The sequence below is a fragment of the Streptomyces sp. NBC_01314 genome (assembly GCF_041435215.1).
In the GTDB taxonomy this organism is placed as follows: Bacteria; Actinomycetota; Actinomycetes; order Streptomycetales; family Streptomycetaceae; genus Streptomyces.
Window position 1 is genome coordinate 10,849,091 of record NZ_CP108394.1, and the last position, 25,447, is coordinate 10,874,537.

Consider the following 25,447-nt stretch of genomic DNA (forward strand, 5'->3'; position numbering starts at 1 on the left):
CTGGTCGGTAAGGTCTGTGCCTTGTCGATCATCGACTGCGTGCTGCCGGCGGCCGTCGACTTCGTGCGGCCGGGGGCCGTTGGGGGAGGAACTGCTCGTGGGTAATCTGCCCGGAGTGCTCGCGCTGCCTCGGATGCTGCGGCATCTGGCGGCCACCGGCGAGGGACTGCCGCCGGACGGGGCGGTCGAGGTGGACGGGCCGGACGCCGCTCTGCGTGGGACGCTCGTCGCCGCCCGGTCCGGAACCTGGGAACCGGCGGCGGAACTACTGGCGCGGACGCGTACCGCTCATGACTGGGACCTGCGCGGCGAGTACAGCGCAACCCTGGCCGAACTCGCGCTCCACCACACCGGTTGGCTCGACGACTGGCGGCGGGAGCGGCCCGGAGATCCCGATCTCGCCCTGGTGGCCGCCGACTTGGCGATCGACCACGCCTGGGAGATACGCACCGGCGCACGCGCCCGCCATGTGTCGCGGGAGCAGTTCCAGGCGTTCCGCGCTGTCCTGCGTGACGCCGAACCGGTCCTGCGCACGGCCGCGGACCTCAACCCCGGCGACCCTGTTCCGTGGCGGATCCACATCGCCCTCGCCATGGGGCTCGGCGCTCCCCGCGAGATGTTCGACGAGTACCTGGCCCGGGGGCGCGAAGCCCATCCGCACGATGTGGGGCTGCACGCCCGCGCAGTGCAGTACCTGGCGAAGAAGTGGTACGGCTCGCACACGGAGATGTTCGAGTTCGCCGAGTCGGCCGCCGCGGCAGCTCCCGAGGGCGCGCCGCTGCGCGGACTGCCCCTGCACGCGGTCACCGAGTACGCGCTGGACCACGAGGCGGGGATCGGGAAGGGGCCCGTGGCATGGTCCCGGATCGAGGGGCATGTCGATGCGGGTCTGGAGCTGTCCGCCGCGTTCGAACCGGGCGACCGGCAGGCGGCGGGCTTCCGCAACCACCTCGCGCTCGCGCTGATCCGCTCCGGGCGCGAGGCCGACGCCCTGGAGGTCTTCCGTCTCATCGGCACCGACGCACGCACATTTCCCTGGGCGTACATGGGTGACGCGAGGGAGATCTTCCTCCTGATGCGCCAGGGGGTCCGTGTCCATGTCGCCCGCCGGACACCGTACTTCGGCGGCTCCGTACCGGCGCCGGCCGTCGCCGGACCGTCGGGTGTCGCCGGTACGGAGGCGGCGGCGGCCCCTCCCGCGGCCATGGCCGTCGCGCTCGCCGGGGCGCCGTCGGGGGACGTCCGAGAGGCGATACTCATCATCGGCACGACCATGCGTCTGGCACCGGCACCCGGCGGCGGCACGTTCGTCGAGACGGCGCCCTCGGCGGATCCGCCGGGCCGCCGCAAGGGCGTGCGCGGAACCCTGCTCGGCGAGGGCGGGCTGCCCCAGCTGGCCCGTACGTTCAGCCGGGGTGAGAAGTGGCCGGTCCTGGTGGCGGTCAAGGAGGGCGCGGACTACACGCTCCACCTGTACCGCGACGGTCGCCTGCTGGCCGCCCACGCCTGGTGGACCGACCCGGCCGAGATGCCGACCCAGGAGGAGGCGGCGGAGCGGGCGACCGCGCTGGCGGCCGCCTACGGAGTGACGGACCACCGGCCCCTCACCGCGGTGCTGCGCGGCACCGGTGACCCCCGTCGACACCTCGACGAGGCGTTCGCGGCACTCGAACTGCCCCCGCTCCCGGCCGGGTTCGGGCACCGCGCCGAGCCCCTGGCCGAAGTGCCGGGTGCGCGACTGGTCGAGCGGCGGACCTTCTTCCGCGCGCTCAAGGAGTCGCTGTCCTCCGGGAACGACGATGCCTCCGGCGGCGAACTCCCCCCACTCACCTGACCGCACCACCCGTCACGCTCCGGCGTGCGCCCGCGTCGAACTCGAACTCATCCTCACCGACCCCGAAGTCGACCAAAGCGCCCGCCATACCCTCGACGCCCAGCAGTTCCCCGCACGCAGCTTCCCCTCATGGCCAGGCAAGCCCGTCCCCGGTCGCGACGAAGCGCTCCACCGGGTCATCGATGCCGATAAGCAGGCCGCCCAACCGGCGGCAGGCGGTCAGCACATGTAACAACTCATCGACGGCACGAACAAGGGGACCGGTGGCCCACGTCTGAACTCGACGTGTACGGCGAACCGCATACTTGGCGGAGACGCCTTCTACGTCAAGATCTTTCCGTAGCCCCCGGAGACCACGCGACCATGGCGCTCATCACGGAGTACCACACCACAGCACGCCCGACCTACTCCCTCGTCGAGGTCTACGATTCCGACGCCTACCTCGACGACGCCGACGCGGCGAATCGGTCAAGCACCGAGGTGGTCGCGGGCAATGGCTACCACCTGTATCTCCGCAGCCTCCAGCCCGACATTCGCGTCAAGGTCGTCATCCGAATCTGGGACAGCCCTCAGGAGCCCCCCGGGGACTCCGAGGGCATCGCCACGGTCACCCTGGAATCCGAAACCGGCGTTCTCGTCATCAACCAGCTCACCATGGGGCCAGCCGGCGAGATGACCCTGCCCCAGCCCGGCGTCTACGCCGGACACGCCTGGTGGAAGGGACGCCAGGCCGCCGCCGACTACTACGACGAGATCATCCGGCAGGGCGCGACGCAACCCTGGTCGCCTGGCCAACTCGGCCATGCGTGGGCACAGTCGCCGGTGACAGAGCAGTACACCCTCGACCTGTGGTTCCTGCGCGCGTGCGAACCCGAGGACGACGAGGAACTGTAGCGAGCCCCATCTCCAGCCGGGGTGATCGCGCAGTCCGGGGCTTCTGTCTGGCTGACGAGCACCTCGGTGACGATGCGCGGGTGGGCGAGGCCGCCGGCGACTGCAGCCTCGCCGGCGAACAGGGTTACCTGCCGATCGCGTTGTCCGTGTTGCCGTCGCCGTTGAGGAGCGTCCAGGCGACGCTTGGTGAGCCAGGTGAACATCTCCGGGGTCGTGATGGTCGAAGAACAGTGAGGACCCGGTGTCCAGTGCGCCGATGGCCGCATCCGGTCGCCGGTGTGCTTGAAGCCGAAGTTCGCACAGGACCTTCCACGACACCCGCTGCGGCATCAGCCCCTCACCTCCCAACCGAAGCGCCTGGAGGGCGCTCTCGGCCAACGCCTTGGCGTCCACACCGCCGAACCAGGCACACGCGACCCCGACGCCCCGCTTCCGCTCGACATGACCGCGCCCCAGCCCTCCGTCTCGCGGCGGGCCGACTCGGGGTGAGGCGCGGTTCCACTTGATAGGCAAGTAGATAGTTGCCTATCCTGTGGTCGTGGCCGACGACCTGTTCAAAGCCTTGGCCGATCCCACCCGCCGGACCATCCTCGACGAGCTCACAGAGAAGTCCGGACAGACACTGTTCGAGATCTGTTCGCGGCTGACCATGAAGCATCAGCTCGGCATCTCGCGTCAGGCGATCTCCCAGCACCTCGCCGTGCTGGAGGCCGCCGGGCTCGTCGAGACCAGGCGGGAGGGGCGCTACAAGTTCCACGACCTGAACACGGCCCCGCTGCGGCAGATCGCCGAGCGGTGGCTCGTGCCCGACACCTCCGGACCACAGGAGAGCACCCCATGAAGATCCGTCTGACCAGCGTCTTCGTCGACGACCAGGCCAAGGCCGAGCACTTCTACACCGAGATCCTCGGCTTCGTGAAGAAGCACGACGTCCCGGTGGGCGAGAAGGACCGCTGGCTCACCGTCGTCTCCCCCGACGAGCCCGACGGCACCGAACTCCTTCTGGAGCCCGCCGGCCATCCGGCCGTCAAGACCTACCGCGACGCGCTCGTCGAGGACGGTATCCCGCTCGCCCAGTTCGCCGTGGGCGACGTGCAGGCGGAGTACGAGCGCCTGCGCGGCCTCGGCGTGCGCTTCACCCAGGAGCCCCTGGAGATGGGCCCCGTCACCACCGCCGTCCTCGACGACACCTGCGGCAACCTGATCCAGATCGCGACACAGCCGCAGTAGGAGCCGGCCGCGTTCGGGCCCGTCCACAGGGGCTCCTGGGCCATGGCCTGCCGGTGTGCGGCGTAGTTCTCGTAGAGCCACAGGTCCCACCGGTCGGGGTCCACCCAGTCGTGCGCGTAGAAGAGTTCCCGCGGAATCCCGGCGGCGGCCGGACGCCAGGGCTCGTCCGGCGCGTAGTCGGCGAAGGCGGGTGCGTCGGGGCGCAGCATGGCGGACGTGGACGACACAGCCGGCAAGGCGGTCGCGGCGGACATCGAGGCCGGTGGAGGACACGCGGAGTACGTCCGCTGCGATGTGACCTCGGCCGCCGACTGGGAGTACCTGGCCCACCACGTCGAGATGCGTCACGGCCGGCTTGAAGTGCTCCACAGCAACGCCTACACCCAGCTCGACAAGCCTACCCACGAACTGAGCGAAGCCGAGTGGGACGGCCGGATGGCCGTGCTGCTGAAGCCGGCCTGCCCGGCCACGCCGCCTACGCCGCGAAGGGCGCGCTGTGCGCGCTGGGGCGGCAACTCGTCGTCGAGTACGGTCCGGACATCCGGGCCAATGCGGTCCTTCCCGGCCCCATCCTCACCGCCGCGTGGGAGGGCACCCCGGAGCCCGACCGCGCCCGCAGTGTGGCGGCGACGGTGGCGAAGTGGTTCGGCCGGCCCGAGGAGGTCGCCGCCGTCGTAGCCTTCCTGGCATCGGCGGACGCCTCCTACGTGACCGGAGCCGGCCTCGTGGTCGAGGGAGGATGGAGCGTCATGAAGGAGTCCTCGTGAGCGGCGCGTACCGTGCGGTGGGCCGTGTGCTTCCACCGCAACAGGACCTGAACGGAAACGGAGAACGTGGTGACCCATCCCGGTAGGGGGCTGCACGGCCAAGCGGTGGAGGAACTGGGCCGGCGCATCATCCGCGGCGACTACCCCCCGGGTTCCGTGGTGGACCCGATCAAGTTCGAGTCGGAGCTCGGCGTCAGCAAGACCGTGGTGCGCGAGGCGATGCGCGTGCTGGCGTCCAAGGGCCTGCTCGAGTCGAAGCAGAAACGCGGTACGACCATCCGGCCCCGGGCCGACTGGAACCTGCTCGACAGCGACCTGCTGCGCTGGCAGGGCAGCAGCGCTCCCACCGACGGCTTCCTGGAGGACCTCGCCGAGGTCCGCGCGATAGTCGAGCCCGCCGGAGCACGGCTCGCCGCCGCCCGCCGCACCACCTCCGACCTGGACGCGATGCGGCAGGCCCTCGACGCGATGGCGGCGGCGGGGACGGACGCGGACGCGATGGTCGAGGCGGACCTCGCCTTCCACCGCGCCCTGCTGGACGCTGCGCACAATGAACTGCTGAGCCGCATGGAGGTCGTCGTCGAGGCCGGTCTGCGCGTCCGCGACCGGATCGTGCACGGCGCCCGGCACTTCTCCGACTCCATCCCCGTGCACCGGGAACTGCTGGACGCGGTGGCGGCGGGCGACCCGGACGCCGCGGTGGCCGCCGTCGAATCCCTCCTGGCGCAGGCGACCGACGACCTGGCGGCCGTACGGGCGGACCGGGGCGACGCCGGGACCGACACGCTGCCGAAGGAAGTTCCTTGAAGGCCACCGGGCTCCAGACGTTCCTGGTGGCTCAGCGCCGGCTGTTCCTGCGCGCACCCGAGCCCCTACGCGAGGGGTGACCTCGGGGCCGCGCGGCCAGGTGGGTCGACCGCGCGGCGGTGGGATTCAGGCGGGCGAACCGGTCACGGTACTGCCCGACTTGGTGACGTAGTACGTGGCCTTGGCGCCACTCCAGAAGTGGAAGGTGAGCGTCACCCGGGAGTTGTCCCGCAGCGAGGTGAAGAACTCGGCGGTCAGCTTGACGGAGTCGTTGGTGTACGCCGAGAACGCGGTGTCCCACTGCTGGAAGGAAGTCCAGCTCGCCGGGCCCGCGTTGCTCCCGTCGTCGTACCTGGCCTCCATGGTCGCGAGCATGTCGCCGCGGAACTGGGTGGGGACGGTCAGGCCGCTGGTGCCGCCCGAGGCGTTCGACAGGACGGGTCTGTCGTAGGTGATCACATCGATCCGCCACGGGACACCCCGGGAGAACCTGGCCTCCAGCGTCGCGTTCACCCCGTACGCCCGGTCGCCGGCCAGCTCGGTCAGCGCGGTGGCCGTCAGTGTGAGCCGGTTGCCGCTGACCGTGTAGTCCCTGCCCTTCACGAGGTTGCGGGAGCCGTGCCGCAGTCCCTGGAAGTCGGTGCCGTTCGGGTTCAGCGTGAGGTCCTGGCCGGTGAGAGCGCCCGACTTCGGGAGGAACACCAGGTCGCTGGAGGCGGTCCCGGAACGGGTCGTCCAGCTCGACCTGATCTGGCCGAACAGCTCCGGGTCGCGCCACTGCAGGGTGTTGCGGTTCAGGAACTGGCCGGCGTCCCACAGCATGGTGGTGAGGTCGCGCCGACGGGCGTAGTCGCCCAGGAACTCGAAGTACTTGCGCTGCTCGCCCCGCTGGATGATGCCGGGGCGGTTGTGGTCGTAGGCCAGCAGGGCGTACTCGCCGATGACGACGGGTATGCCGCGTGCGGTGAAGGCGTTGTACGCGCGGTCGAAGGTGGCGGTCAGGTCCTGCTCCGAGGTCGCGTCGAACCGGGTGTACCCGGCGATGTTCACGCTGAACGGCCACCACCCGTAGAAATGGACCGTCGTGGCCACCATGGGATCGCGCAGGTCCGCCAGCTCGGTGGCCAGCGCGTCGAGGCGGCCCTGGTCGGCGTTGGTGTACAGCGTGGGCAGCACGAGCAGACGGTTCGCGTTCCCGCCGCCGGACTCGCGGACGATCCGGTGGAAGGCCTTGTTGAGTTCGGCCAGCAGCCGGTAGTTCTCGTCGTCACCGGACGTGTTGCCGAACGTGGGCTCGTTGATGCTCTCCAGCACCAGCCTGGGCGACCTGTCCCTGAACTCCGCCGCTATCTGGGTCCAGGTGGCGCGGTAGCGGGCGAGGACGGCGTCGTGGTCGGCGGAGAGGTTGTTGACCCACATCCAGGAGTCGTGGTGCATGTTGAGCAGTACGTACAGGTCCTCGTCCAGGGCCAGGTCGACGACCTGGCGCACCTTCGCCATCCACGCCGGGTCGATCGTGTGGCCGGGCGCGGAACCCTGGTGGATGCCCCAGGTGACGGGCAGGCGAATGCTCTTGAACCCCTGCGACTTGACCTTCTGGAAGAGGGCCCGCGTCACCGGAGGGTTGCCCCAGGAGGTCTCGTCCGGGATGGCGTCGTAGGTGTTGCCCAGATTCCATCCGGGCTGCATGGCCGCGACCGCGCTGCGGGCGGCCGGGGAACTGGCCGGGGGCACGGGCGGATCGGCGGCCCGCGCGGTGCCGGGCAGCAGCGGGAGCAGGATGAGCGCCAGAACGAGTGCCGTCAGTCTCCGTGGGGGGTGCGACGACCGGTGTCGTCGCGGAAGAAGCCTTGCGAGTCTTCTCGTCATCACGCGCACCTTCGGGTTGGGGGGTGTGCGACACGTGGCGTCGGCCGGGATGCCGACAGAGATACAACTCAGAGAAGGAAAGTTTCGCTCTTCGCGGCGGAGAAATTAACATGGAGAGGTGCCGGAGACCACAGGCGCGGCAGTACGAGGTGCCAGAATGAGCCGGGCGGATCCAGAAGACGGGCGGGCGACCTTGGCGGACTACGCGGCTGACGGGCCGGTGGACGGCAACGACGGGCAGGGCGACACGTCCCGGCCGGTCACGATCGCGTTCATCGCCGAGTCGGCGGGGGTCTCGGTCCCCACCGTGTCCAAGGTGATCAACGGCAAGTCCGGCGTTTCCGCCGACACGCGCGCACGCGTCGAGGAGCTGGTCAACAGGTACGGCTACCGCAAGCCGACGGGTGCCCACCGGAACAACGTCGTGGAACTGGTGTTCCGCGAGCTCAAGCACATGTGGGCGGTCGAGATCATCCGGGGCGTCGAACGGGTGGCCCGCCAACACCGCGTGGGCGTCATGGTGTCCGAGTTCGGGCTGCACGACGCGGACCCGCTCACCTGGGACGACACCGTCTCCCGGCGCCCCAACTGCGTCCTGTCCGTGGCCCAGCTCTCCGAGGCCGAGCGCGAGCAGCTGAAGGCGAAGGGCATCCCGTTCGTCGTCGTCGACCCGGCCACGGAACTGCCGGACGACGTCCCGTTCGTGGGCGCCACCAACTGGTCGGGCGGCCGGGCCGCGACCCGCCACCTGACCGAACTCGGACACCGTCGCATCGCCATGATCAGCGGCCCGCCGGACCAGCTGTACTGCTGCGCCCGCCTGGACGGATACCGCTCCGCGATGCGCTCCGCCGACCTGCCGGTCGAGCCGGAACTCGTCGTGTACGCACCGCTCACCAGTGAGGACGGCTACGCGGCGGCGTGTTCGCTGCTGGCGCTGCCCGAGCGCCCGACAGCGGTCTTCGCCGCCAACGACCTGCAGGCGCTCGGCGTCTACCAGGCGGCACGCGAGGCCGGTCTGCGTATCCCCGACGACCTGAGTGTCGTCGGCTTCGACGACCTGCCGGTCGTGGCCTGGGTCGACCCGCCCCTGACCACCGTTCACCAGCCCCTCACCGAGATGGCCGCGGCCGCGACCGAGCTGGCGCTCACGCTCGGTCGGGGCGAGGCCGCACCCCAGGCCGGGTTGGAGATCGCGACGACCCTGACGGTCCGGGCCAGCACAGCACCTCCCAAGAGCTGACTCACGCTGACTCACGAGGTCATTGACCGTCAGGACGGCCCCTGGCTAGCCTGATGAGAGGAAACTATCCGTCGTCGGACGAGAAACTTTCTTCACAGTGGAAGGACCCGATGAGGGTGACGAGCGTGTCCGAGCAGGGAAGCACCATCAGTAACCCGGTGATCCCCGGCTTCTACCCCGACCCGTCCGTCTGCCGGGCGGGCGACGACTACTACCTCGCGTGCTCCAGCTTCGAGTACTTCCCCGGCGTCCCCATCCTCCACAGCCGGGACCTGGTGCACTGGACCCAGATCGGCAACGCGCTCGACCGCCCGGGCCAACTGCGTCTGCCGCAGGACACAGCCTCCTCCGGGGGGATCTACGCACCCACCCTGCGCCACCACGACGGCCGGTTCTGGCTGATCGTCACGAACGTCAGCGCCGACGGCAATCTGCTGGTCACTGCCACCGACCCGGCCGGCCCTTGGTCCGATCCGATCCTGCTGCCCGGGGTGCACGGCATCGACCCGGACATCGCCTGGGACGAGGACGGCAACTGCTGGTGCACCACCGCCGGAGTCGGACAGATCCGCCTCGACCCCCACACCGGGGAGACGTTCGGTGAGCGCCGCCAGCTGTGGTCCGGCGCGCCCGGCGCCAAGGCCCCCGAAGCGCCCCACCTGTACCGGATCGGCGACCACTGGTACCTGCTCATCGCCGAAGGGGGCACGGAGCGGGGCCACGGGGTCTCGATCGCCCGCGGCAGCGCGCCCACGGGCCCGTTCGAGCCCTGCCCGGCCAACCCGATCCTGACCCACCGCGGCACCGACCACCCCATCCAGAACACCGGCCACGCCGACCTGGTGCAGGGCCCCGACGGCTCGTGGTGGATGGTGCTGCTGGGCGTACGGCCGGGTGGCGGCACCCCCGGCTGGCACGTACTGGGCCGGGAGACCTGTCTGGCGCCGGTCGAGTGGATCGACGGCTGGCCCGTGGTCGGCGAACTGTCGCCCGTCATGCCAGCACCGCCCTGGCCCCTCCAGCCACCCGCCGTCGCGCCGGAGCGCCGGGACGGCTTCGACGTGACCGAGTTGGCGCCGTACTGGATCTCGTTGCGTCATCGCCCCGCAGAGGACTGCTCCACGAAGGAACGGCCCGGCTGGCTGACCCTGCGTGCCCGGGGCGCATCGCTCGATGACGCCGACGTGACGTTCGTGGGACGCAGGCAGCAGCATCCGTCGTGCCGGGTACGCACCCTGGTCGACGCGGCGGAAGGGCGGGGCGGCCTGGCCGTCCGCCTCGACGAGAACCACCACTACTCCGTCGAGGCGACCTCCGGGCAGGTACAGGTCGCTGCCCGCATCGGCCCGTTGAACACCGTGGTGGCATCCCGGCCGTCGCCCCCGGGGCCTGTGGTGCTCCGCGTGGAGACGGCCCCGGTGAAAACCGTGAACGACGCGCGCACCGGCCCCGACCTCGTCTCGCTCGGCTTCGAGGAGCCGGACGGCACCTTCGTCGCACTCGCCTCGCTGGACGGCCGGTACCTGTCCACGGAGGTCGCCGGCGGCTTCACGGGCCGGGTGTTCGGCATGTTCGCCTCCACCGGCTCCGTTCACTTCGACTGGTTCGACTACGAACCGCTGGAGGGCTGAAGCGACCGGGTAGGGACCGGCTGTCACGCGTTCGCCTCCACCCCCAACCGCTGCTGGCGGCGCACCCGTTGCAGGTCAGGGTCCGGGACGGGGGCGGCCGCCACCAAGCGCCGGGTGTACTCGTGCTGCGGCCGGTCGCACACGTCGACGCTGCCTCCCTCCTCCACGATGCGCCCGTGTTGCAGGACCAGGGTGCGGGCCGCGAACTCCTTGACGACTGCGAGGTCGTGCGTGATGAACAGGTACGCGCACCCGAGCGTGTCCTGGAGCTCGGAGAGAAGGTTCAGCGCGGCGGCCTGGGTGGTGACGTCGAGGGCGCTGGTCGGCTCGTCGCAGATGATGAGCTTGGGCTTGCGGGCGACCGCCCGGGCGATGGCGATGCGCTGGCGCTGGCCTCCGCTGAACTGGGCCGGGTAGCGGTCGGCCGCGTCCTCCGGAAGACCGACGCGGCGGAGCAGGTCCCCGATGTCGTCGCGGACCTCGCGGGGCGAGCGGTCCGAACCGGCGAGCAGGGGCTCGGCCAGCGTCCGTCCCACCGGCAGCGCCGGATTGAGCGACCCGTACGGGTTCTGGAAGATCGCCTGGAGATCGGAGGACAGCAGTCGGCGGGCCCGGCCGGTGAGACGGGTGATGTCCCGCCCGTCGAGCAGGACGCGTCCGCCGCTGACCGGGGTGAGTCCCAGGACCGCCCTGCCGATGGTGGTCTTTCCCGAGCCGGACTCGCCCACGAGGGCGACCGTCTCGGCGTGACCGACCTCGAACGACACGTCCTCGATGACGGTGGTAGAGGGCTTGCGGAAGCCACGGCTCGGGTATTGGACCGCGAGGCCGTCGATCTGGAGTGCGGGTGTTCCGGTCACGCGATCCTGCCCTCCGTACGAGCGATGCTGGGTGTGCTCTCGATGAGCTTCTTCGTGTACGGGTGCTCGGGCCGGTAGAAGATGTCCTCGACCGAGCCCTCCTCCACGATCCGGCCCTGTTCCATCACGATCGCGCGGTCGCAGATGTCGGCCACCACTCCCAGGTCGTGGGTGATCAGGACGATCGCCATGCCGTGCTCGTCGCGCAGCGACCGCAGCAGGTCCAGGATTCCCGCCTGCACGGTGACGTCCAGTGCCGTGGTGGGTTCGTCGGCGATCAGCACCTTCGGTGACCCGGCCAGCGCCATGGCGATGACGACGCGCTGGAGCATGCCGCCGGACAGTTCGTGCGGGTGCCGGCGCGCGATGTCGTCCGGATCCCGCAGGTGGACGCTGGTCAGCAGCTCGCGGATCCGCTGCCGTACGGCGTCCTTGCCGCCCCGCCCGGCATCGATGCGCCGGATGACCTCGGCCAGCTGGGAGCCGATGGTGAAGTACGGGTCGAGCGCCACCATGGGCTCCTGCGACACCAGGGCGATCTCGCTGCCGCGGATGCGCTGCAGCTCCCGCTCCGGCAGACCGCTGATGCGGGTGCCGGCCAGCCAGGCCGTGCCGCTCGTGACCGCCCCGTTGGGCGGGAGGAGCCCGAGCAGGGACAAGCCGGTCACCGTCTTTCCGCTGCCGGATTCGCCCACGAGACCGAAGACCTCACCGGGGCGGACCGAGAAGCTGATGGAGTCGACGACGTTGCGTGGCCCTTGCGCGGTGGCGAAGGCGATCGAGTAGTCGCGTACAGCGAGCACCGCCCCGTCCAGCGTTGTGTCCGACGGCTTGGCCGCGTCCTGGGAGGCCGCTGCGGGAACCGGCCGTCGCGACCGGCCGCCCGTGGCCTGCCGCCGGTCCTGTTCGAGGTCGCGCAGCCCATCGCCCACCAACCCGAAGGAGAGGGACATGAGGCCGATCACGCCACCGGAGACGAACAGCAGATAAGGGTCCTGCTGCATGATCTGCGCGGCCTCCCCGACCATGCCGCCCCAGCTCGGGGCGGGCGCGGGAGTGGCCAGTCCGAGGAATCCGAGGCCGGTCTGGATGGCGAGGGCGTTGCCCGAGAAGAGGAAGATCGGGACCAGCAACTGCCCTGTCAGCCGGGGGAGGATGTGTCGGGCCATGATCCGGGCCGGGCCGAGCCCGGACACCCTGGCGGCGTCCACGAACAGTTCCTCGCGCAGCGCGATGCATGAGCTGCGGATGATCCGGGCGAGGCCCGCGGAGGCGAAGAAGCCGAGCGTGAGCATGGCGGCGACGTTGCTCTGGTAGAAGATCGCGAGAACGGCGAGTGTGATGATGACCGCGGGGACCGAGAGCATGACGTCCATCACGGCGACGATGACCCGGTCGGTCCAGCCGCGCAGGTAGCCGGCCAGCACGCCCAGCGACATGCCGACGACGGCGTAGACGACTACGGCCACCCCCACCCCGATCAGGGTGGGCCGTCCGCCGTGGAGCAGTCGGCTCAGTACGTCGCGGCCGAGGACGTCGGTGCCCAGCGGATGGTCCGCCGACGGACCGGACAGCGTGTGGAGCAGGTCCTGCGCCAGCGGCGGGTGCGGTGCCAGGAGCGGGGCGAGGACCACCGCGACGGTGATCCCGACGACCACCACGAGCGATGCGGCGGCGACGGGACGGCGCCATATCCCGGCGAACGGGTTGATCCGCGCCCGCGATCGCGCCTTCGGAGGCGCCTCGACAGTGGTCATTCCGTACGTACCTTCGGGTTGAGGAGGCTGTAGAGGATGTCGACGAGAAGGTTCACCACGATGACCATGACCGTGAAGGTGATGGTGAGGCCCTGCACGACCGGCAGATCGTGCTGGTTGGTCGCGTCCACGACCGTGGTGCCCAGACCGGGCAGGGTGAAGACGTTCTCGACGAGGATCGTGCCGGGGATGAAGGTGATCATCATGAGGCCGATCGTGGTCACCACCGGCAGTCCGCAGCCCCGCAGGGCGTGCTTCCAGACGATCGACGAGGGCCGGATGCCGGAGGCCCGCAGCGTTCTGATGTGGTCGAGGCTGAGGGTGGTCAGCATCGCGTCGCGAGTGACCTTGGAGATGAAGGCGACTCCGCCGATCGAGAGGGCGGCCACCGGCAGGACGAGGCCGGCGGCCCATTGCCCGGGCGACTCGGCGAACGGGGTGTACCCGGTGGCGGGGAAGAGGGCGAACTTGACGGCGAACACGGCGACCAGCATCAGTGCGATCCAGAAGTTGGGCACCGCGCTGCCCAGCAGGGACACGATGTCGAACAGTCGGCGGGTGAACCGGCCGCGCGTCGAGCTGAAGACGCCGAGCACGACGCCGACCAGGCTCGCGAGCACGGTTCCCCCGATCACCAGCGCCAGGGTGACCGGCAGGCGTTGCCCGATCAGCCCCAGCACGGATTCGCCGGTGAAGAGCGAGTCGCCGAGGTCACCCCGCAGGATGTCGCGGAGGTACAGCCAGTACTGCACGACGACCGGCTGGTCGAGATGCATCGCGGCCCTCAGGGCGTCGTACTGCTCCTGCGTCGCGTTGATCCCGAGCACCGTTCGTGCCGGATCTCCCGGCACGAACGACTCCAGGAGGAAGGTGATCGCAGAGACGATCACAAGGAGCGGGATGGACAGCGCCAGCCTGCGGAGAATGATGGAGAGCATCGGTCCTCGCTAGCGAACGGTCCATATGGTGTTCGAGGTCAGCTGGGCGCCGCCCTCCGGGAACTGCACGCCATGCAACTTCTTGTTGTACATGGCGATCGTGTCGGTACCGGACACCGGCAGCGCGAGCGCCTTCTGCACGATCACATCGGTGAGATCCTTCGCCGCCGCCCCGCCGGACTTCGCGTCCGACTTGGCGAGCCGGGCGTAGGCGGCATCGAAGTCCGGGTCGCTCACGCCGAAGAGGTTCATGATGCCCGTCTTGGTGAAGGCCGCCTGTTGTGCGTAGAAGTTGGGCTCGCCACCCGTGCCGGGTGACAGCACGGTGGCCGCGTACTTCTTCGACAGCAGGTCGTTGATCCACGCGCCGAAGTTCGTGGCGGCCCGCAGCTTCAGCTTGACGCCCACCTCGGCGAGCTGGGCCTGCACGGCCTGGAGCATCTTGGTCGTCGAGGGGTCGAACGACCCGTAGTTCACCGGGATGGTCAGGCCCTTGCCGTACCCCGCCGCCTTCAGCAGCTTCTTGGCCTTGGCCGGGTCGTAGGAGTACATGTCCGCGGCGACGGGGCTGTAGCCGTCGTAACCGGGCATCGCCGGCTGGGAGACCGGTGTGCCGAAGTCGCCGTAGACCGCCTTCGTGATCGCGGAGCGATCGATGGCGAAGTTCAGTGCCTGCCGGACACGCTCGTCGCCCAGCCCCTTGACGACGGTGCCTTCACGGTCCAGGAGGAACAGGCCCGCCCAGGTGGTGGGCTTCGTGAGCGTGGCGAGCGACTTGTCGCCCTTGACGGTCGGCGCCACGTCCGGAGTGCCGTACATGAGGTCGATCTGCCCGGACTTCAGGGCCTGCACCTGTGAGTTGACGTTCGGCATCACCCGGACGGTGATCTTCTTGAAGTGCACGGCGGACTTGTCCCAGAAGTTCTTGTTCGGAACGTAGACATAGTGGTCGCCGGAGACGGACTGCTGGGCGCTGTACACGTACGGTCCGGCGCCGAAGGTCGCGGAGGCCAGCTTCTTCGGGGCCTTCAGCCCGGCCGGGCTGATGATGGCGCCGCCCATGTACGAGGGCGTGAACAGGGTGCCCATGTCGGGGTTGGGTGTAGGGCTGCTGACCACCACGGTCGAAGTGTCCGGCGTGGAGAAGGTCAGGGGACGGAAGTAGGCGACGGTGGGTCCGCTGCCCTTCTGGAAGTACTTGAACGAGTTGACGACGTCGGCGGCGGTGACCGGTGTGCCGTCGGCGAACTTCAGGCCCTTGCGCAGGTGGAGCTCGAACTTGGTGTTCTTCTTGCCGACGTAGCCCCACTTGTCGGCCAGCCCGGCCCCGAGGGCGCCGTCGGCCTTGCGGGTCAGCAGGGTCGCGTAGGCGGGGTCCATGTAGTTCAGGAAGGGCCCGACGGCGACCTGGGCGGGGTCCAGGCTGTTGGGCGCCGAGGACAGGGCGATGGTCAGGTCGACCGGGCCGACGTCGCCGCCGTTCCCGTTGTCGCTCTGTGCGCCACCACAGGCGGCGAGCGTGAGCGTGGCCACCACGCCGATCGAGGCCTGGAGTGCGGTTCTTCTCTTCATTGAGGGTCTCCGAAGGAAAAGGCGGGCCCAAAGGAGGTCGCCGAGGGCGCCACCGGGGCGGACTGCCCGGTGGGCGGATGTGCAGGTGTTCAGGTGCGGGTTCAGCGGGAGAGGCCGCCGGAATTGAGGGGCGATGCCGATGCGCGAATGAACCGGGCCCACTGCGACGTACCCGGAGGATCACTCCGTCTCGTGGGTGCCGCAGACCGTCTGCTTCAATGTCGGCGATCGGGTGAGTCGACAGGGCATCCCATCGCACAACCTCGCATCATGGCTACTTGCAGTTGCTTTAACGTGTCGCTAACACGTTAAAGTGGGTGTCCGTAAACTAACCGTGTCTCCTGCGTCGCGCAAGAGGTTCGTGGAAGGTGGTCGTCGATGGCACCGCGAAGCGGGAGAGTGACGAGTGCGGATGTGGCCCGAGAAGCCGGTGTGTCGCGGGCGACGGTGAGCTTCGTCCTCAACAACACGGCACATCAGAAGATCACCGATGCCACGCGGCAGCGGGTTCTCGCAGCGGCCGAGCGGCTGGGTTACGCCCCGTCGGCCGCGGCGCGGACCCTCCGGTACGGCCGCTCCGACGTGGTGCTCGGCCTGCTGCCCGACTGGCCACTCGGCTACGCGACCGGCCTGCTCATCCAGGAGCTGACGCTTGCGTTCGCGAAGCGGAATCTCACCTTCGTCGTCCACTCCGGCATCCGGGGCGCCCGCCCACTGAGTGAGATCTGGAAGGCCCTCACACCGGCCGCCGTGCTGTCCTTCGAGCCGTACACCGACTCCGACGCGACGGCGATGCGGGCTGCGGGCATCGAGGTGATCGCCGCCCTGTACGACGACAAGGGGCTCGGGTCGGATGAGGGCATCACCAACGCGAACGCGATCGGTGCCGCCCAGGCCCGCCACCTGGCCGCCGCCTCCCACCGTCGGCTGGGATACGCGTACCCCGACGACGAGCGGGTCGCCGTCTTCGCCCGGCCGCGCCTGGACGGTGTCCGCAGGGTCTGCGCAGAGCTGGGACTGCCCGCTCCCGACGTCCGGACCGTCCCGCTGACCCCGGGTGCCGCCACCGACACGGTACGGTCCTGGCTCGCCGCCGATCCCCAGGTGACCGGTATCTGCGCGTTCAACGACGACGTGGCCATGAGCGTGCTGGCCGGTCTGCGCCACCTCGGCCTCGAAGCCCCTCGGGACATGGCGGTCGTCGGCGTCGACAACACCCCTGCCGCGGCGGTGTCCTGGCCACCGCTGACCAGCGTCGTCCAGGACCTCCCCGGCATCGCCGAGCTGTACGCGGACTCGGTGCGGGCCGCACTCGACGGCGCACAGGCCCCGGGGAACCCGGTGGAGCCGCACATCCGGCTGGAGGTCCGCGAGTCGGCGTGACGGTCCCGGCCGTCATGGTCCGGGCCGTCACGGCGGGCCCCGGCCGATCCGGGTGATCGGGCATGCCGCGTCCGCCGGCGGCCACCACTGTTTCGACGTGCCGTGCGAGCACGTCCGCAGCCCCTTGTCCAGACGTCACGGAAGGCGGTCACCATGCCCCTCGACCCCTATCTCGCGGAGAGACTGCACCTCCTCGCCGGCCTCACGTTCCCCGATCTCGCCGACCCGGACGCCCAGGCCCGGTTCGGCGAGTTCATGCGGGATCCGACGGAATGGGCCCAACCCGATGTCGTCGTCGAGAACCGCGAGACGGCCGGCCCGCACGGCCCTGTGCCCATACGGACGTACACTCCGCGTCGCCCCGGTTCCACGGCCGTCCTGTGGGCGCACGGTGGCGGCTTCCTCGGCGGCGACCTCGACATGCCCGAGGCGCACGTCGTCGCGGCCGAACTGGCGGCGCGGGCGGGGGCGGTGGTGGTCTCAGTCGACTACCGGCTGGCGGCCGGCGGCGTTCGCTACCCGGTTCCACTCGACGACGTGTGCGCCGCGTGGCGGTGGCTGAGGACCGAACTGGCCGCCGACGCCGATGTCGTGGCCCTCGGCGGGGCGAGCGCGGGCGCTGCGCTGGCTCTCGCCGCGGCCCTACGGGACCGGGAGGGGGCACTGCGACCGGCCGATCTCCTCCTGCTCGCCTACCCGTTCGCGCACTTCCCCGTCCCGGCCCTGGACAGCTCGACGGCAGCCGAGATGGCGGCCCTCCCGCCGACGATGCGGTTCACCACGGCGGACGTCGAGTTCATGGTGGAGAACTATGTCGGCCGGCTCACCGACCTCCCGCGCCACGCACTGCCGGGCGCGGCCCCGCTGCACGGTCTCCCGCCCGTTCACCTGCTGGTCTCCGAGTACGACGACCTCCGGCCGTCGGCCGAGCTCCTGGCGCGGCAGTTGACCGCGTCCGAGGTCGAGGTCAGCACCTGCCTGGCCGCCGGTATGCCGCACGGTCACCTCAACCGGACCCCGGCTCTCGCCGAGGTCGACCGGTCACTCGACTTCTTCGCCGACGCACTGCGATAGCCCAAGGGCCAGGGGAAGGCGGCCCGCCGCGTGTCAGGGAGCAGCGGGCCGCCGTCTGTGGGCCCGGTCTCCGGGACCGGGCGGGAGGAGCCGATGCGGACAGGCTCCGGTGGTGGGTGAGGTTCAGGAACCGGTGACCTGACGCAGGGACATGAGGTGGCTGCCGGATCCGAGTTCGTCGACGGTCTCCGTGCAGCGCCAGCCCTCGGGTGCGCTGAACCGTCCGGTGGTGCCGGGCGGCACTACGGCCTTCACCGTCAGGGTGTCGCCGCTGATCGACCAGGCGACGGACGCGGTGCCGTAGGGAGTGTCGATCGAGGCCTCGGCGGAAGTGAGCGTGGAGCCGGGGCGTGGGGCGATGTCGAGGGTGCGGTAGCCGGGCGCGGTGGGTCGCAGACCCGCCACGGACCGGTAGAGCCAGGCGGCGACCGCACCGTAGGCGTAGTGGTTGAACGACAGCATCGTGCCGGCCTTCTCGACGTCGATGGTGCCGTCGGGGCGGATGGCGTCCCACCGTTCCCACATGGTGGTGGCGCCGCGCGCGACCTGGTAGAGCCAGCCCGGACACTCGGGGTTGAGCAACAGCTCGTACGCCTCGGCCGTGTGGCCGGTGCCGCTCAGGGCAGGCAGCACGAACGGTGTGCCCAGGAAGCCGGTGGCGATACGGCCGCCGTTGGCGCGCACCAGACTCGCGAGGGCCTTGCCCACGTCGGCGCGCTCCGTGGTGGGCACGATGCCGAACTCCAGGGCGAGCGCGCAGCCCGTCTGGGTGGTGCGGGCGTGGTCGCCCCACTTGCGCCAGGCGGCCTCGGCGGTACGCCGGTGCAGCGCCTCGTACCGTGCGGCGTCGTCGGGGCGGCCCAGCGCACGGTCCGCGTCGGCGAGTAGTCGGGCGCTGTGCGCGACGAAGGCGGTGGCCACATAGGCGGAGTCGGTGGTGGCGGCCGCCGGGTCCTCCGGTGGCGCGGCGGGGTCGAGCCAGTCACCGAGCTGCGCGTTGCCGCTCCAGGTGCCGTCCTCGTCCAGGTGATCGACGGTGAACCCGACCCACGCGCGCATCGCCGCGTAGTGGCGTTCCAGCATGCCCGGCCGGCCGTAGGCCTCGTAGAGGGCGGCCGGTACGACCGTGGCGGCGTCGCCCCAGCCCGCGGCGGCTCCGGCGAACGGCAGCTCGGCGGGCGGGAGTTCACCGAGCGGTACGTCGGGGACCACCAGCGGGACCGCGCCGTCGGACCGTTGCTCGATGCGGAGGTCGGTGAGCCAGCTGTCGAGGAAGGAGCCGCTGTCGAACGTGGCGCACGCCGTCGGGGCGAAGGCCATGATGTCGCCGGTCCAGCCGAGCCGCTCGTCGCGCTGCGGGCAGTCCGTGGGCACGGCGAGGAAGTTGCCGCGCTGGGAGCGTACGACGTTGGCGTACAGGGTGTTCACGCGGTCGTCGGAGCAGTGGAACCCGCCGATGCGGCGCAGATCGCTGGCCACGACCTCGACCTCGATCGCCTCGACGGTCACGTCGGGCGAGGTACCGATCTCGGCGTACCGGAAGCCGTGGAAGGTGAACTCCGGCGTCAGCTCGGCCTGGCCGTCGGCCAGGGTGTACTGGTCGGTGGCGCGGGCGCCGCGCAGGATGCTCGTCAGCAGGCGGCCTTCGCCGTCGAGGACCTCGGCGTGCCGGACGGTGACGGTACTTCCCTGCCGCCCGTCGACGCGGATCCTCAGCCAGCCGGTCACGTTCTCGCCCGCGTCGACGGCGATCGTGCCGTCGGGGAGGGTCCGCTGTTCGGGCCGGATGACCTGGACGACGCGCACGGGCGGGTGGGCCCGTTGTGCCAGGCCGCCGGGCAGGGGCAGTACGGCGACGGGTTCCCAGCCATGGTCGACGAAGTGGGGCAGTTGCCAGCCGCGGGGCTCGTGGCGGAGGTCGCGTTCGCAGCCGTCGTACAGGTCCGCCGCCAGCAGGTCGCCGTAACCGCCCTTCCAGCGTCCGTCGGTGATGACCGTGACCCTGGTCCCGTCGGCCAGGTCGACTTCGAGCTGGGCGAGCAGTGCCGTCGTGTCGCCGTAGACGTCGCGGTTCTTGTGCCAGGTGAGGTGGCCGCGGACCCAGCCGTCGCCGACCGCGGCGGAGAGGGCGTTCGCGCCGGGGCGGAGCAGGTCGGTGACGTCGTAGGTGGCGTAGAGCAGCCGGTTGGGGTAGCTGGTCCAGCCCGGTTCCAGCAGGTCGTCGGAGACGGGACGGCCGTTGACCGTGGTGCGGTGCACACCGAGCGAGGTGACGTACAGGCGGGCGGACACCGGCTCCGCCGGGAGGTGGAACTCCCGGCGGAGCAACGGCACGGGGCCGGGGGAGGAACGGCCCCGGTCACTGGGCAGATGGACGGGGCGAGCCGCCCAGTCCACGTCGTCGAGCAGCGCGGCCTCCACACGGGCGGAGTCGCTCCACCGTGTCCACCCGAGATCGGTGCGGACACGGACCCGCCAGTACCGGGTCTCGCGACTGTTCAGGGGTTGCGCAGGCCACGGGTGGTCGGTCACCGTGTCGGACTCGACCTCACCGCTGGACGTGGTGTCGCTGAAGGACGGGTCGGCCGACACCTGGATCTCGTAGGCGTGTTGCAGGATGTCCGGCCGTGCGCCGGTCAGCGACCACGAAAGGCGCGGCATGGGGTGCGGGGTGGCGACGAGGCCGGAGTCGTCCGGGGTGCGCAGGCCGGTGACCGTGGTCGCGGCGTCCGTCGTGTGGTGTGCCGTGGGGCTCGATGTACTCATCGCTGGAGGTGCCTCCGGAGGAATCGCAGCGTGGACCCGTGCAGCCTGCCGCGGTGGGGGACGCTCCCCCAGGCGTGGTCCGCGCCTTCGACGATCTCGAGTTCCGCGTTCCCGTCGTAGTGGTCCAGGTAGCGGCGTACGTACTCCAGGGGTGCGATGCCGTCGTTGTCGCCGTGGAGGATGTGGACGGGTCCGGTGTACGCGCCGGACCGCCGGTAGACATCGAGGCCGGCGATGTCCTTGACCATGGCCGGGCTCACCCGGTGGCCGTCGGCGTCGAAGTAGCCCTTCTCCTCGATCTCCGGGGTGACGCTCCGGCCCTTGAGATGTCCCTTGGCGGCCTCGAACGGGGCGACCGCCGCCGGGGACCACAGGCACAGCGCGCCGATGCCGGTCTCCTCGGCGGCCGTGATCCCGGCGACCACACCGCCCATGCTCATGCCGACCAGGCCGATGCGGTCGGGGTCGACGAAGTCGAGGATCCGGACCGCCCGCAGGATCGCGCGGGTCTCGGCGATCTCGCCCGTGATGGTCACGTCGAAGAAGTCGCCGTCGCTCTCCCCGTGGCCCGAGAGGTCGAAGCGGACCGAGGCGATGCCGTTGGCCGCCAACAGCCGGGACATGGCTACGAAGTTCGGCAGTTCGAGGCGGTTGGCGGTGAAGCCGTGGACGAACACCACGGTCGGATGGCGGGTGTCCGCCGGTCCTTCGGGGATGTGCAGCGTCGAGCGCAGCGTCAGATCGTGGTGACGGAAGTCGTGGTGGCGGATCAAGGCACAGCCTTTTCGGTCGTGACGGTGGCGGGAGCGCCGCTCAGGTCGGCGGGCGCCTCGGGATGCGGAGCGTCGGCGGGCGCCTCGGGTCGGGGAGCGTCGGCGGGCTCGGGCTGGAGGGCCTTGGGCAGGCGCGGCACCCAGGCGAGGCCGATGACCGCGGAGAGCACCGTGGCGCCGAGGAGGAGGCCGAAGAACAGTCCGGTGTGGCCCAGGGCGAAGGCGGGCGTGCCCAGTGCGGCCAGACCGGCGAGGGCCCGGGTGAAGGCCATGGTCACGCCGGTCGCGGTGGCCCGCAGCAGGGTCGGGAAGAGTTCCTGGGACCAGATCTTGTAGATGGACTCGCCCGCGAAGGAGTTGCCGAGACCGGAGACGAGCATGACGGCGACCAGGGTGAACCTGCCGGGTCCGAGCAGTGCGGGCAGTGCCCAGGCGATGACGATCAGGGCGGTGCCCGTGGCGAACCAGGTATGCCGGGCGGGCCGGTCGACCACGCGCATGAACACCAGACCGGCGACGAAGCCCACCGGAAGGCCGAGAAGGGTCAGTTGTGAGTACTCCGCGACCTCCCCCTCCGCCAGAGCGGTCCACAGGAAGGTGCCGAACTGACCGAGGGTGTTCGCGCCGAGGTTCCAGGTGGCGTAGTAGAGGCCCGTCGCGAGCAGGGCGTGGACGGTCGGCGCCCGGAAGAGGTCCCGGACGCGGCCGAACTCGATGGTCTCGCCGGCCGCGTTCGGGTGGGCGTCGGCGGCCCGGCGTGCGGCGGCCCACTCGGCCGACTCGCTGAGGGTGAGGCGCAGGAGCAGCACGACGACGGCCACGACCAGCAGATGGGCGAAGAGGATCCGGCCGCCGAGTAGGCCCTGCGCCCCCATGAAGGAGCTGAGCAGCAGCACGGCCACGATGCCGGCGAGCCAGAGCATGCCGGAGAACACCACCATGGTGCCCTTCCTGCCGGGCGGTGCCTCCTCGTTGACGAGCGCGAGCGACACGGGGAGGTCCGCGCCGATGGCCAGGCCGGTGATCACGACACCTGCGTACAGCAGGACGGGGGTTGCGGCCAGGAGGAGCAGCAGGACGCCTGCCGCGTACAGGACGAGCGAGAAGGTGAAGATCGCCCGGCGGCCGAAGCGGTCGCCCAGCCGGCCCCCGAAGAGCGCGCCGACGGCGAACGCGAGCGTCTGCAGTCCCAGCAGGGAGCCGATGGTCTCGGGACCGAGCTGGAGCGGTGCGGCGTAGTAGCCGCCGATGGCGATGCCCGACGTCACCAGGGCGGCGGCGTCCAGGTAGGAGGCCATGCCGGCGAGTGTCGCGGTCTTCCAGGGGTTGCTCGCGGAGCTTTTCGGGCCAGGCATGGGGCCTCTTCGTTGAGTACCGGGGACGGGGACGGGGACGGCGGGGACCTGAGCGTGGCGCCGGGGAGAGTTGCCGGAGCTGGTCGGCGAATACGGCTACTGAGCGTTACTTAAACGCGCCACTTAAACGTGTAGGTTGACTGAGCGGGTAAGCTAGCCCGCAATCGCGGGGTTTGGCAAGAGGTCTGTCGGAGCTGTCAGAGGGTGGGGATGCATGGACGGGACGTCCAGAGGCAGACGGGCGACCAGCGGGGACGTCGCACGGGAGGCCGGAGTCTCGCGGGCGACGGTCAGCTACGTCCTCAACGACACCCCGCACCAGAAGATCGCCGACGCGACGCGTCGCCGGGTGCGGGAGGCCGCCGCCCGGCTCGGCTACGCGCCCTCGGCCGCCGCGCGCACCCTGCGGACGGGGCGTTCGGACATCGTGCTCGGCGTGCTGCCGGACTGGCCGATCCAGCATGTGCTCGGACGCCTCATCCAGCAGCTGACCAACGCCTTCGCCGAACACGAGTTCACCTTCCTCGTGCACTCGTCGGCGCAGCCCGCCCGGCCCCTGCGGGAGATCTGGCGGGCCCTGACACCCGCCGCGGTCCTGGCCCTCAACGAGTTCCCCGAGACCGAGGCCGAGGCCATGCGCGCGGTGGGCATCGAGGTCGTCATGACGATGCACGGCTCGGCGTCGGGAGACGTCCGATCCCGGCTGGTGTCCGAGGAACCGATCGGCGCGCTGCAGGCCCGCCATCTCGCCGGCTCGCACCATCGGCTCGGCTACGCCTACCCGGACCTGCCACGACTCGACGTCCTGGCCCGGCCGCGGCTGGAGGGTGTCCGCAACGTCTGCGCCGAACGCGGACTTCCCGAGCCCCACGTCCGCACCGTCCCGCTGGAGCTGAACGGCGCCATGGAGGCGGTGAAGACATGGCTCGCGGCCGACCCTCCGGTGACGGGCATCTGCGCGTTCAACGACGACATCGCCATGGCCGTGCTGCTGGCCCTGCAGTCCCTCGGGCTGCGCGCCCCGCACGACCTCGCCGTGATCGGCGTCGACGACATCCCCAGCTCGGCCCTGCTGCGACCGTCGCTGACCACGGTCGTCCGCGACACCGACACCCTCGCCCGCGGGCTGGCCCGCCGTGTCGTCGACGCGCTCGACCGGAAGGAGGCTCCGGCCGACCCCGTCGAGGACCCGCTGCGGGTCGAGGTGCGGGACTCGGCCTGACCGGATGCGCGGTCGGCCGGCCGACGGCGGCCGAGGCCGCGACGGACCCGAACCACCGCCGGGTCCGGGCGCGCCCCTTCCGACGACCCACCGCCGTACGGCAGCCGCACGACGCGAAAGGCAGCGCTCGCCGGCTCCGGGAACGGTCGCGCTCCGTGAGGAGGCTGGACGGCGAGCGGGGCGTCCGGTTACGGTTCCGCCCGTCTCCTTCGGTGCGAGGCGTCCCGCGGCACCCGGACGAACCACGAGGCCGCGGCCCGCTGTTCCGCTGGAGACGTACGGCCCCGCACGGCCCACCAGCAACAAGCGCACGAGCCCGGGCCGTACGACCGCGTACGCCAGGGCCCCGGCCCCGTTCGCCTCGACGCCCGTCCGCTCTTCCTCGCAGGCACCCCTGCGCTCGGCGGGCGGACATCCCCGGGGCACGGCTCCGCCCCGGCGCGACGGCTGTCCCGACGGGCCGCGACGACGTCGACGATCAACCTTCAGGAGGTCCAGATGACCATGCCCCCTCCGCCGTTCGACCCGGAGCTGGCCGCCGTTCTCGCCGAACTGGGCGACCAGGCGCCGACCACCGCGACCCCGGACGACATCCCCGCGGCGAGAGAGCGGCTCAATGGCGAGGTCCCCCTCCTGTCGAACGGCGAACTGAACTGTGGCGGGCTCTTCGACATACAGGAGCGGTCGGTGCCCGGCCCGCCGGGCGCGCCGGACGTCTCGCTGCTGATCTGTCGGCCCACCTCCGTGCCGGGTCCACGCCCGATCGTCTACTTCACTCACCCCGGCGGCATGATCGTGGGCACCAACCGACTGGGCCTGCCCCTGGACTGGGCCGAGGAACTGGGTCTGGTCGTGGTGTCGGTGGAGTACCGGCTCGCTCCCGAGCATCCGCACCCGGCACCGGTCGAGGACTGCTACGCGGGCCTTCTGTGGACGGCCGCGCACGCCGAGGAGATCGGCGGCGATCCGGACCGCGTCGTCCTGGCCGGAGGAAGCGCGGGCGGTGGACTCGCCGCGGCCCTGGCCCTCCTCGCACGAGACCGCCGGGGCCCTCGCCCCCTCGGCCAGTTGCTGATGTGCCCGATGCTCGACGACCGCAACGACACCGCGTCCGCCCGCCAGATGGCAGGACTCGGCGTATGGGACCGCACCGCCAACGAAACGGGCTGGAAAGCGCTGTTGGGCGAGGCGCGCGGCACCGACGACGTCGAGCCCTACGCCGCCCCGGCCCGCGCGACCGACCTCTCCGGTCTGCCTCCGGCCTTCATCGACGTCGGCTCCGCGGAGACCTTCCGGGACGAGGACGTCACGTACGCCACCAGGATCTGGCAGGCCGGGGGCAGCGCCGAACTGCATGTGTGGCCGGGCGGCTTCCATGGCTTCGACGGCCTCGTGCCCCAGGCAGCCCTCTCGGTCGACGCCCGCGAGGCGCGTCTGCGGTGGCTCCGGCGACTGCTGGGAGAATGACGGGA

General features: G+C 70.6%; 19 protein-coding genes and 1 pseudogene. 12 read left to right on the forward strand and 8 right to left on the reverse strand.

All coding sequences use genetic code 11. The annotated features are described in order from the left end of the window. Nucleotides 1-97: 97 nt before the first annotated feature. The 6 genes and pseudogenes from OG622_RS47855 (at nucleotide 98) to OG622_RS47880 (ending at nucleotide 5,532) form a co-directional block, all read left to right on the forward strand. Complete coding sequence (locus OG622_RS47855; protein WP_371583551.1) at nucleotides 98-1,834, forward strand: hypothetical protein; 1,737 nt, start codon at nucleotides 98-100, stop codon at nucleotides 1,832-1,834. A gap of 363 nt (nucleotides 1,835-2,197) precedes the next feature. After that, nucleotides 2,198-2,728 (forward strand): hypothetical protein, encoded by a 531-nt coding sequence (locus tag OG622_RS47860; protein WP_371583553.1) that lies wholly within the window; start codon nucleotides 2,198-2,200, stop codon nucleotides 2,726-2,728. A gap of 538 nt (nucleotides 2,729-3,266) precedes the next feature. Further along, on the forward strand, nucleotides 3,267-3,569 hold the full coding sequence (locus tag OG622_RS47865; RefSeq protein WP_371583555.1) for an ArsR/SmtB family transcription factor: 303 nt from the start codon (nucleotides 3,267-3,269) through the stop codon (nucleotides 3,567-3,569). After that, complete coding sequence (locus OG622_RS47870) at nucleotides 3,566-3,958, forward strand: VOC family protein (protein WP_371583556.1); 393 nt, start codon at nucleotides 3,566-3,568, stop codon at nucleotides 3,956-3,958. The genes OG622_RS47865 and OG622_RS47870 overlap by 4 nt, the downstream gene beginning before the upstream one ends. 207 nt (nucleotides 3,959-4,165) lie before the next feature. Then, nucleotides 4,166-4,725, forward strand: a pseudogene (locus OG622_RS47875) (SDR family NAD(P)-dependent oxidoreductase). A gap of 66 nt (nucleotides 4,726-4,791) precedes the next feature. Beyond that, on the forward strand, nucleotides 4,792-5,532 hold the full coding sequence (locus tag OG622_RS47880; RefSeq protein ID WP_371583558.1) for a FadR/GntR family transcriptional regulator: 741 nt from the start codon (nucleotides 4,792-4,794) through the stop codon (nucleotides 5,530-5,532). 126 nt (nucleotides 5,533-5,658) lie between these two features. Here the strand turns inward: OG622_RS47880 and OG622_RS47885 are convergent, their stop codons facing one another. After that, nucleotides 5,659-7,401, reverse strand: coding sequence for a cellulase family glycosylhydrolase (locus OG622_RS47885; protein WP_371583560.1), 1,743 nt, complete (start codon nucleotides 7,399-7,401; stop codon nucleotides 5,659-5,661). Between the two features lie 157 nt (nucleotides 7,402-7,558). Here OG622_RS47885 and OG622_RS47890 point away from each other — a divergent pair, with 157 nt between their 5' ends. Further along, nucleotides 7,559-8,644, forward strand: a complete 1,086-nt coding sequence (locus tag OG622_RS47890) for a LacI family DNA-binding transcriptional regulator (protein ID WP_371583562.1) — start codon at nucleotides 7,559-7,561, stop codon at nucleotides 8,642-8,644. 110 nt (nucleotides 8,645-8,754) lie between these two features. After that, nucleotides 8,755-10,275, forward strand: a complete 1,521-nt coding sequence (locus OG622_RS47895) for a glycoside hydrolase family 43 protein (protein ID WP_371583564.1) — start codon at nucleotides 8,755-8,757, stop codon at nucleotides 10,273-10,275. 23 nt (nucleotides 10,276-10,298) lie between these two features. Here the strand turns inward: OG622_RS47895 and OG622_RS47900 are convergent, their stop codons facing one another. From OG622_RS47900 to OG622_RS47915, 4 genes are read right to left on the reverse strand one after another with little or no spacing between them, the layout of a single operon-like run. Beyond that, entirely contained in the window at nucleotides 10,299-11,135 is an 837-nt protein-coding gene (locus OG622_RS47900; protein WP_371583566.1) for an ABC transporter ATP-binding protein, read from the reverse strand. After that, entirely contained in the window at nucleotides 11,132-12,892 is a 1,761-nt protein-coding gene (locus OG622_RS47905) for a dipeptide/oligopeptide/nickel ABC transporter permease/ATP-binding protein (RefSeq protein WP_371583568.1), read from the reverse strand. The genes OG622_RS47900 and OG622_RS47905 overlap by 4 nt, the downstream gene beginning before the upstream one ends. Continuing rightward, nucleotides 12,889-13,830: an ABC transporter permease gene (locus OG622_RS47910; protein ID WP_371583570.1), complete on the reverse strand. Its 942-nt coding sequence runs from the start codon at nucleotides 13,828-13,830 to the stop codon at nucleotides 12,889-12,891. Before OG622_RS47910 ends, OG622_RS47905 begins: the two co-directional genes overlap by 4 nt. Nucleotides 13,831-13,839: 9 nt before the next feature. Next, nucleotides 13,840-15,402: an ABC transporter substrate-binding protein gene (locus OG622_RS47915; RefSeq protein ID WP_371583572.1), complete on the reverse strand. Its 1,563-nt coding sequence runs from the start codon at nucleotides 15,400-15,402 to the stop codon at nucleotides 13,840-13,842. Between the two features lie 378 nt (nucleotides 15,403-15,780). Between OG622_RS47915 and OG622_RS47920 the strand changes: the two genes are divergently transcribed. Continuing rightward, nucleotides 15,781-16,785, forward strand: a complete 1,005-nt coding sequence (locus tag OG622_RS47920; protein WP_371583574.1) for a LacI family DNA-binding transcriptional regulator — start codon at nucleotides 15,781-15,783, stop codon at nucleotides 16,783-16,785. A 153-nt stretch (nucleotides 16,786-16,938) separates the two neighbouring features. Further along, nucleotides 16,939-17,859, forward strand: coding sequence for an alpha/beta hydrolase fold domain-containing protein (locus OG622_RS47925; protein ID WP_371583576.1), 921 nt, complete (start codon nucleotides 16,939-16,941; stop codon nucleotides 17,857-17,859). 123 nt (nucleotides 17,860-17,982) lie between these two features. Here the strand turns inward: OG622_RS47925 and OG622_RS47930 are convergent, their stop codons facing one another. The 3 genes from OG622_RS47930 to OG622_RS47940 are packed head-to-tail and all read right to left on the reverse strand — an operon-like array spanning nucleotide 17,983 to nucleotide 22,753. Further along, on the reverse strand, nucleotides 17,983-20,625 hold the full coding sequence (locus OG622_RS47930; RefSeq protein ID WP_371583578.1) for a family 78 glycoside hydrolase catalytic domain: 2,643 nt from the start codon (nucleotides 20,623-20,625) through the stop codon (nucleotides 17,983-17,985). Further along, nucleotides 20,622-21,398 carry an alpha/beta hydrolase gene (locus OG622_RS47935; protein ID WP_371583580.1) on the reverse strand — a complete coding sequence of 259 codons (777 nt, stop codon included), beginning with the start codon at nucleotides 21,396-21,398 and terminating at the stop codon, nucleotides 20,622-20,624. Before OG622_RS47935 ends, OG622_RS47930 begins: the two co-directional genes overlap by 4 nt. Next, nucleotides 21,395-22,753, reverse strand: a complete 1,359-nt coding sequence (locus tag OG622_RS47940; protein WP_371583582.1) for an MFS transporter — start codon at nucleotides 22,751-22,753, stop codon at nucleotides 21,395-21,397. The genes OG622_RS47935 and OG622_RS47940 overlap by 4 nt, the downstream gene beginning before the upstream one ends. A 214-nt stretch (nucleotides 22,754-22,967) precedes the next feature. On the opposite strand from OG622_RS47940, the gene OG622_RS47945 reads away from it, so the two are divergent. Together OG622_RS47945 and OG622_RS47950 are read left to right on the forward strand one after the other, a co-directional pair. Beyond that, nucleotides 22,968-23,975 (forward strand): LacI family DNA-binding transcriptional regulator, encoded by a 1,008-nt coding sequence (locus tag OG622_RS47945; protein ID WP_371583584.1) that lies wholly within the window; start codon nucleotides 22,968-22,970, stop codon nucleotides 23,973-23,975. Between the two features lie 498 nt (nucleotides 23,976-24,473). Next, a complete protein-coding gene (locus OG622_RS47950) occupies nucleotides 24,474-25,442 on the forward strand; it encodes an alpha/beta hydrolase (protein ID WP_371583586.1) in 969 nt (322 codons plus the stop codon). Nucleotides 25,443-25,447: the final 5 nt, after the last annotated feature.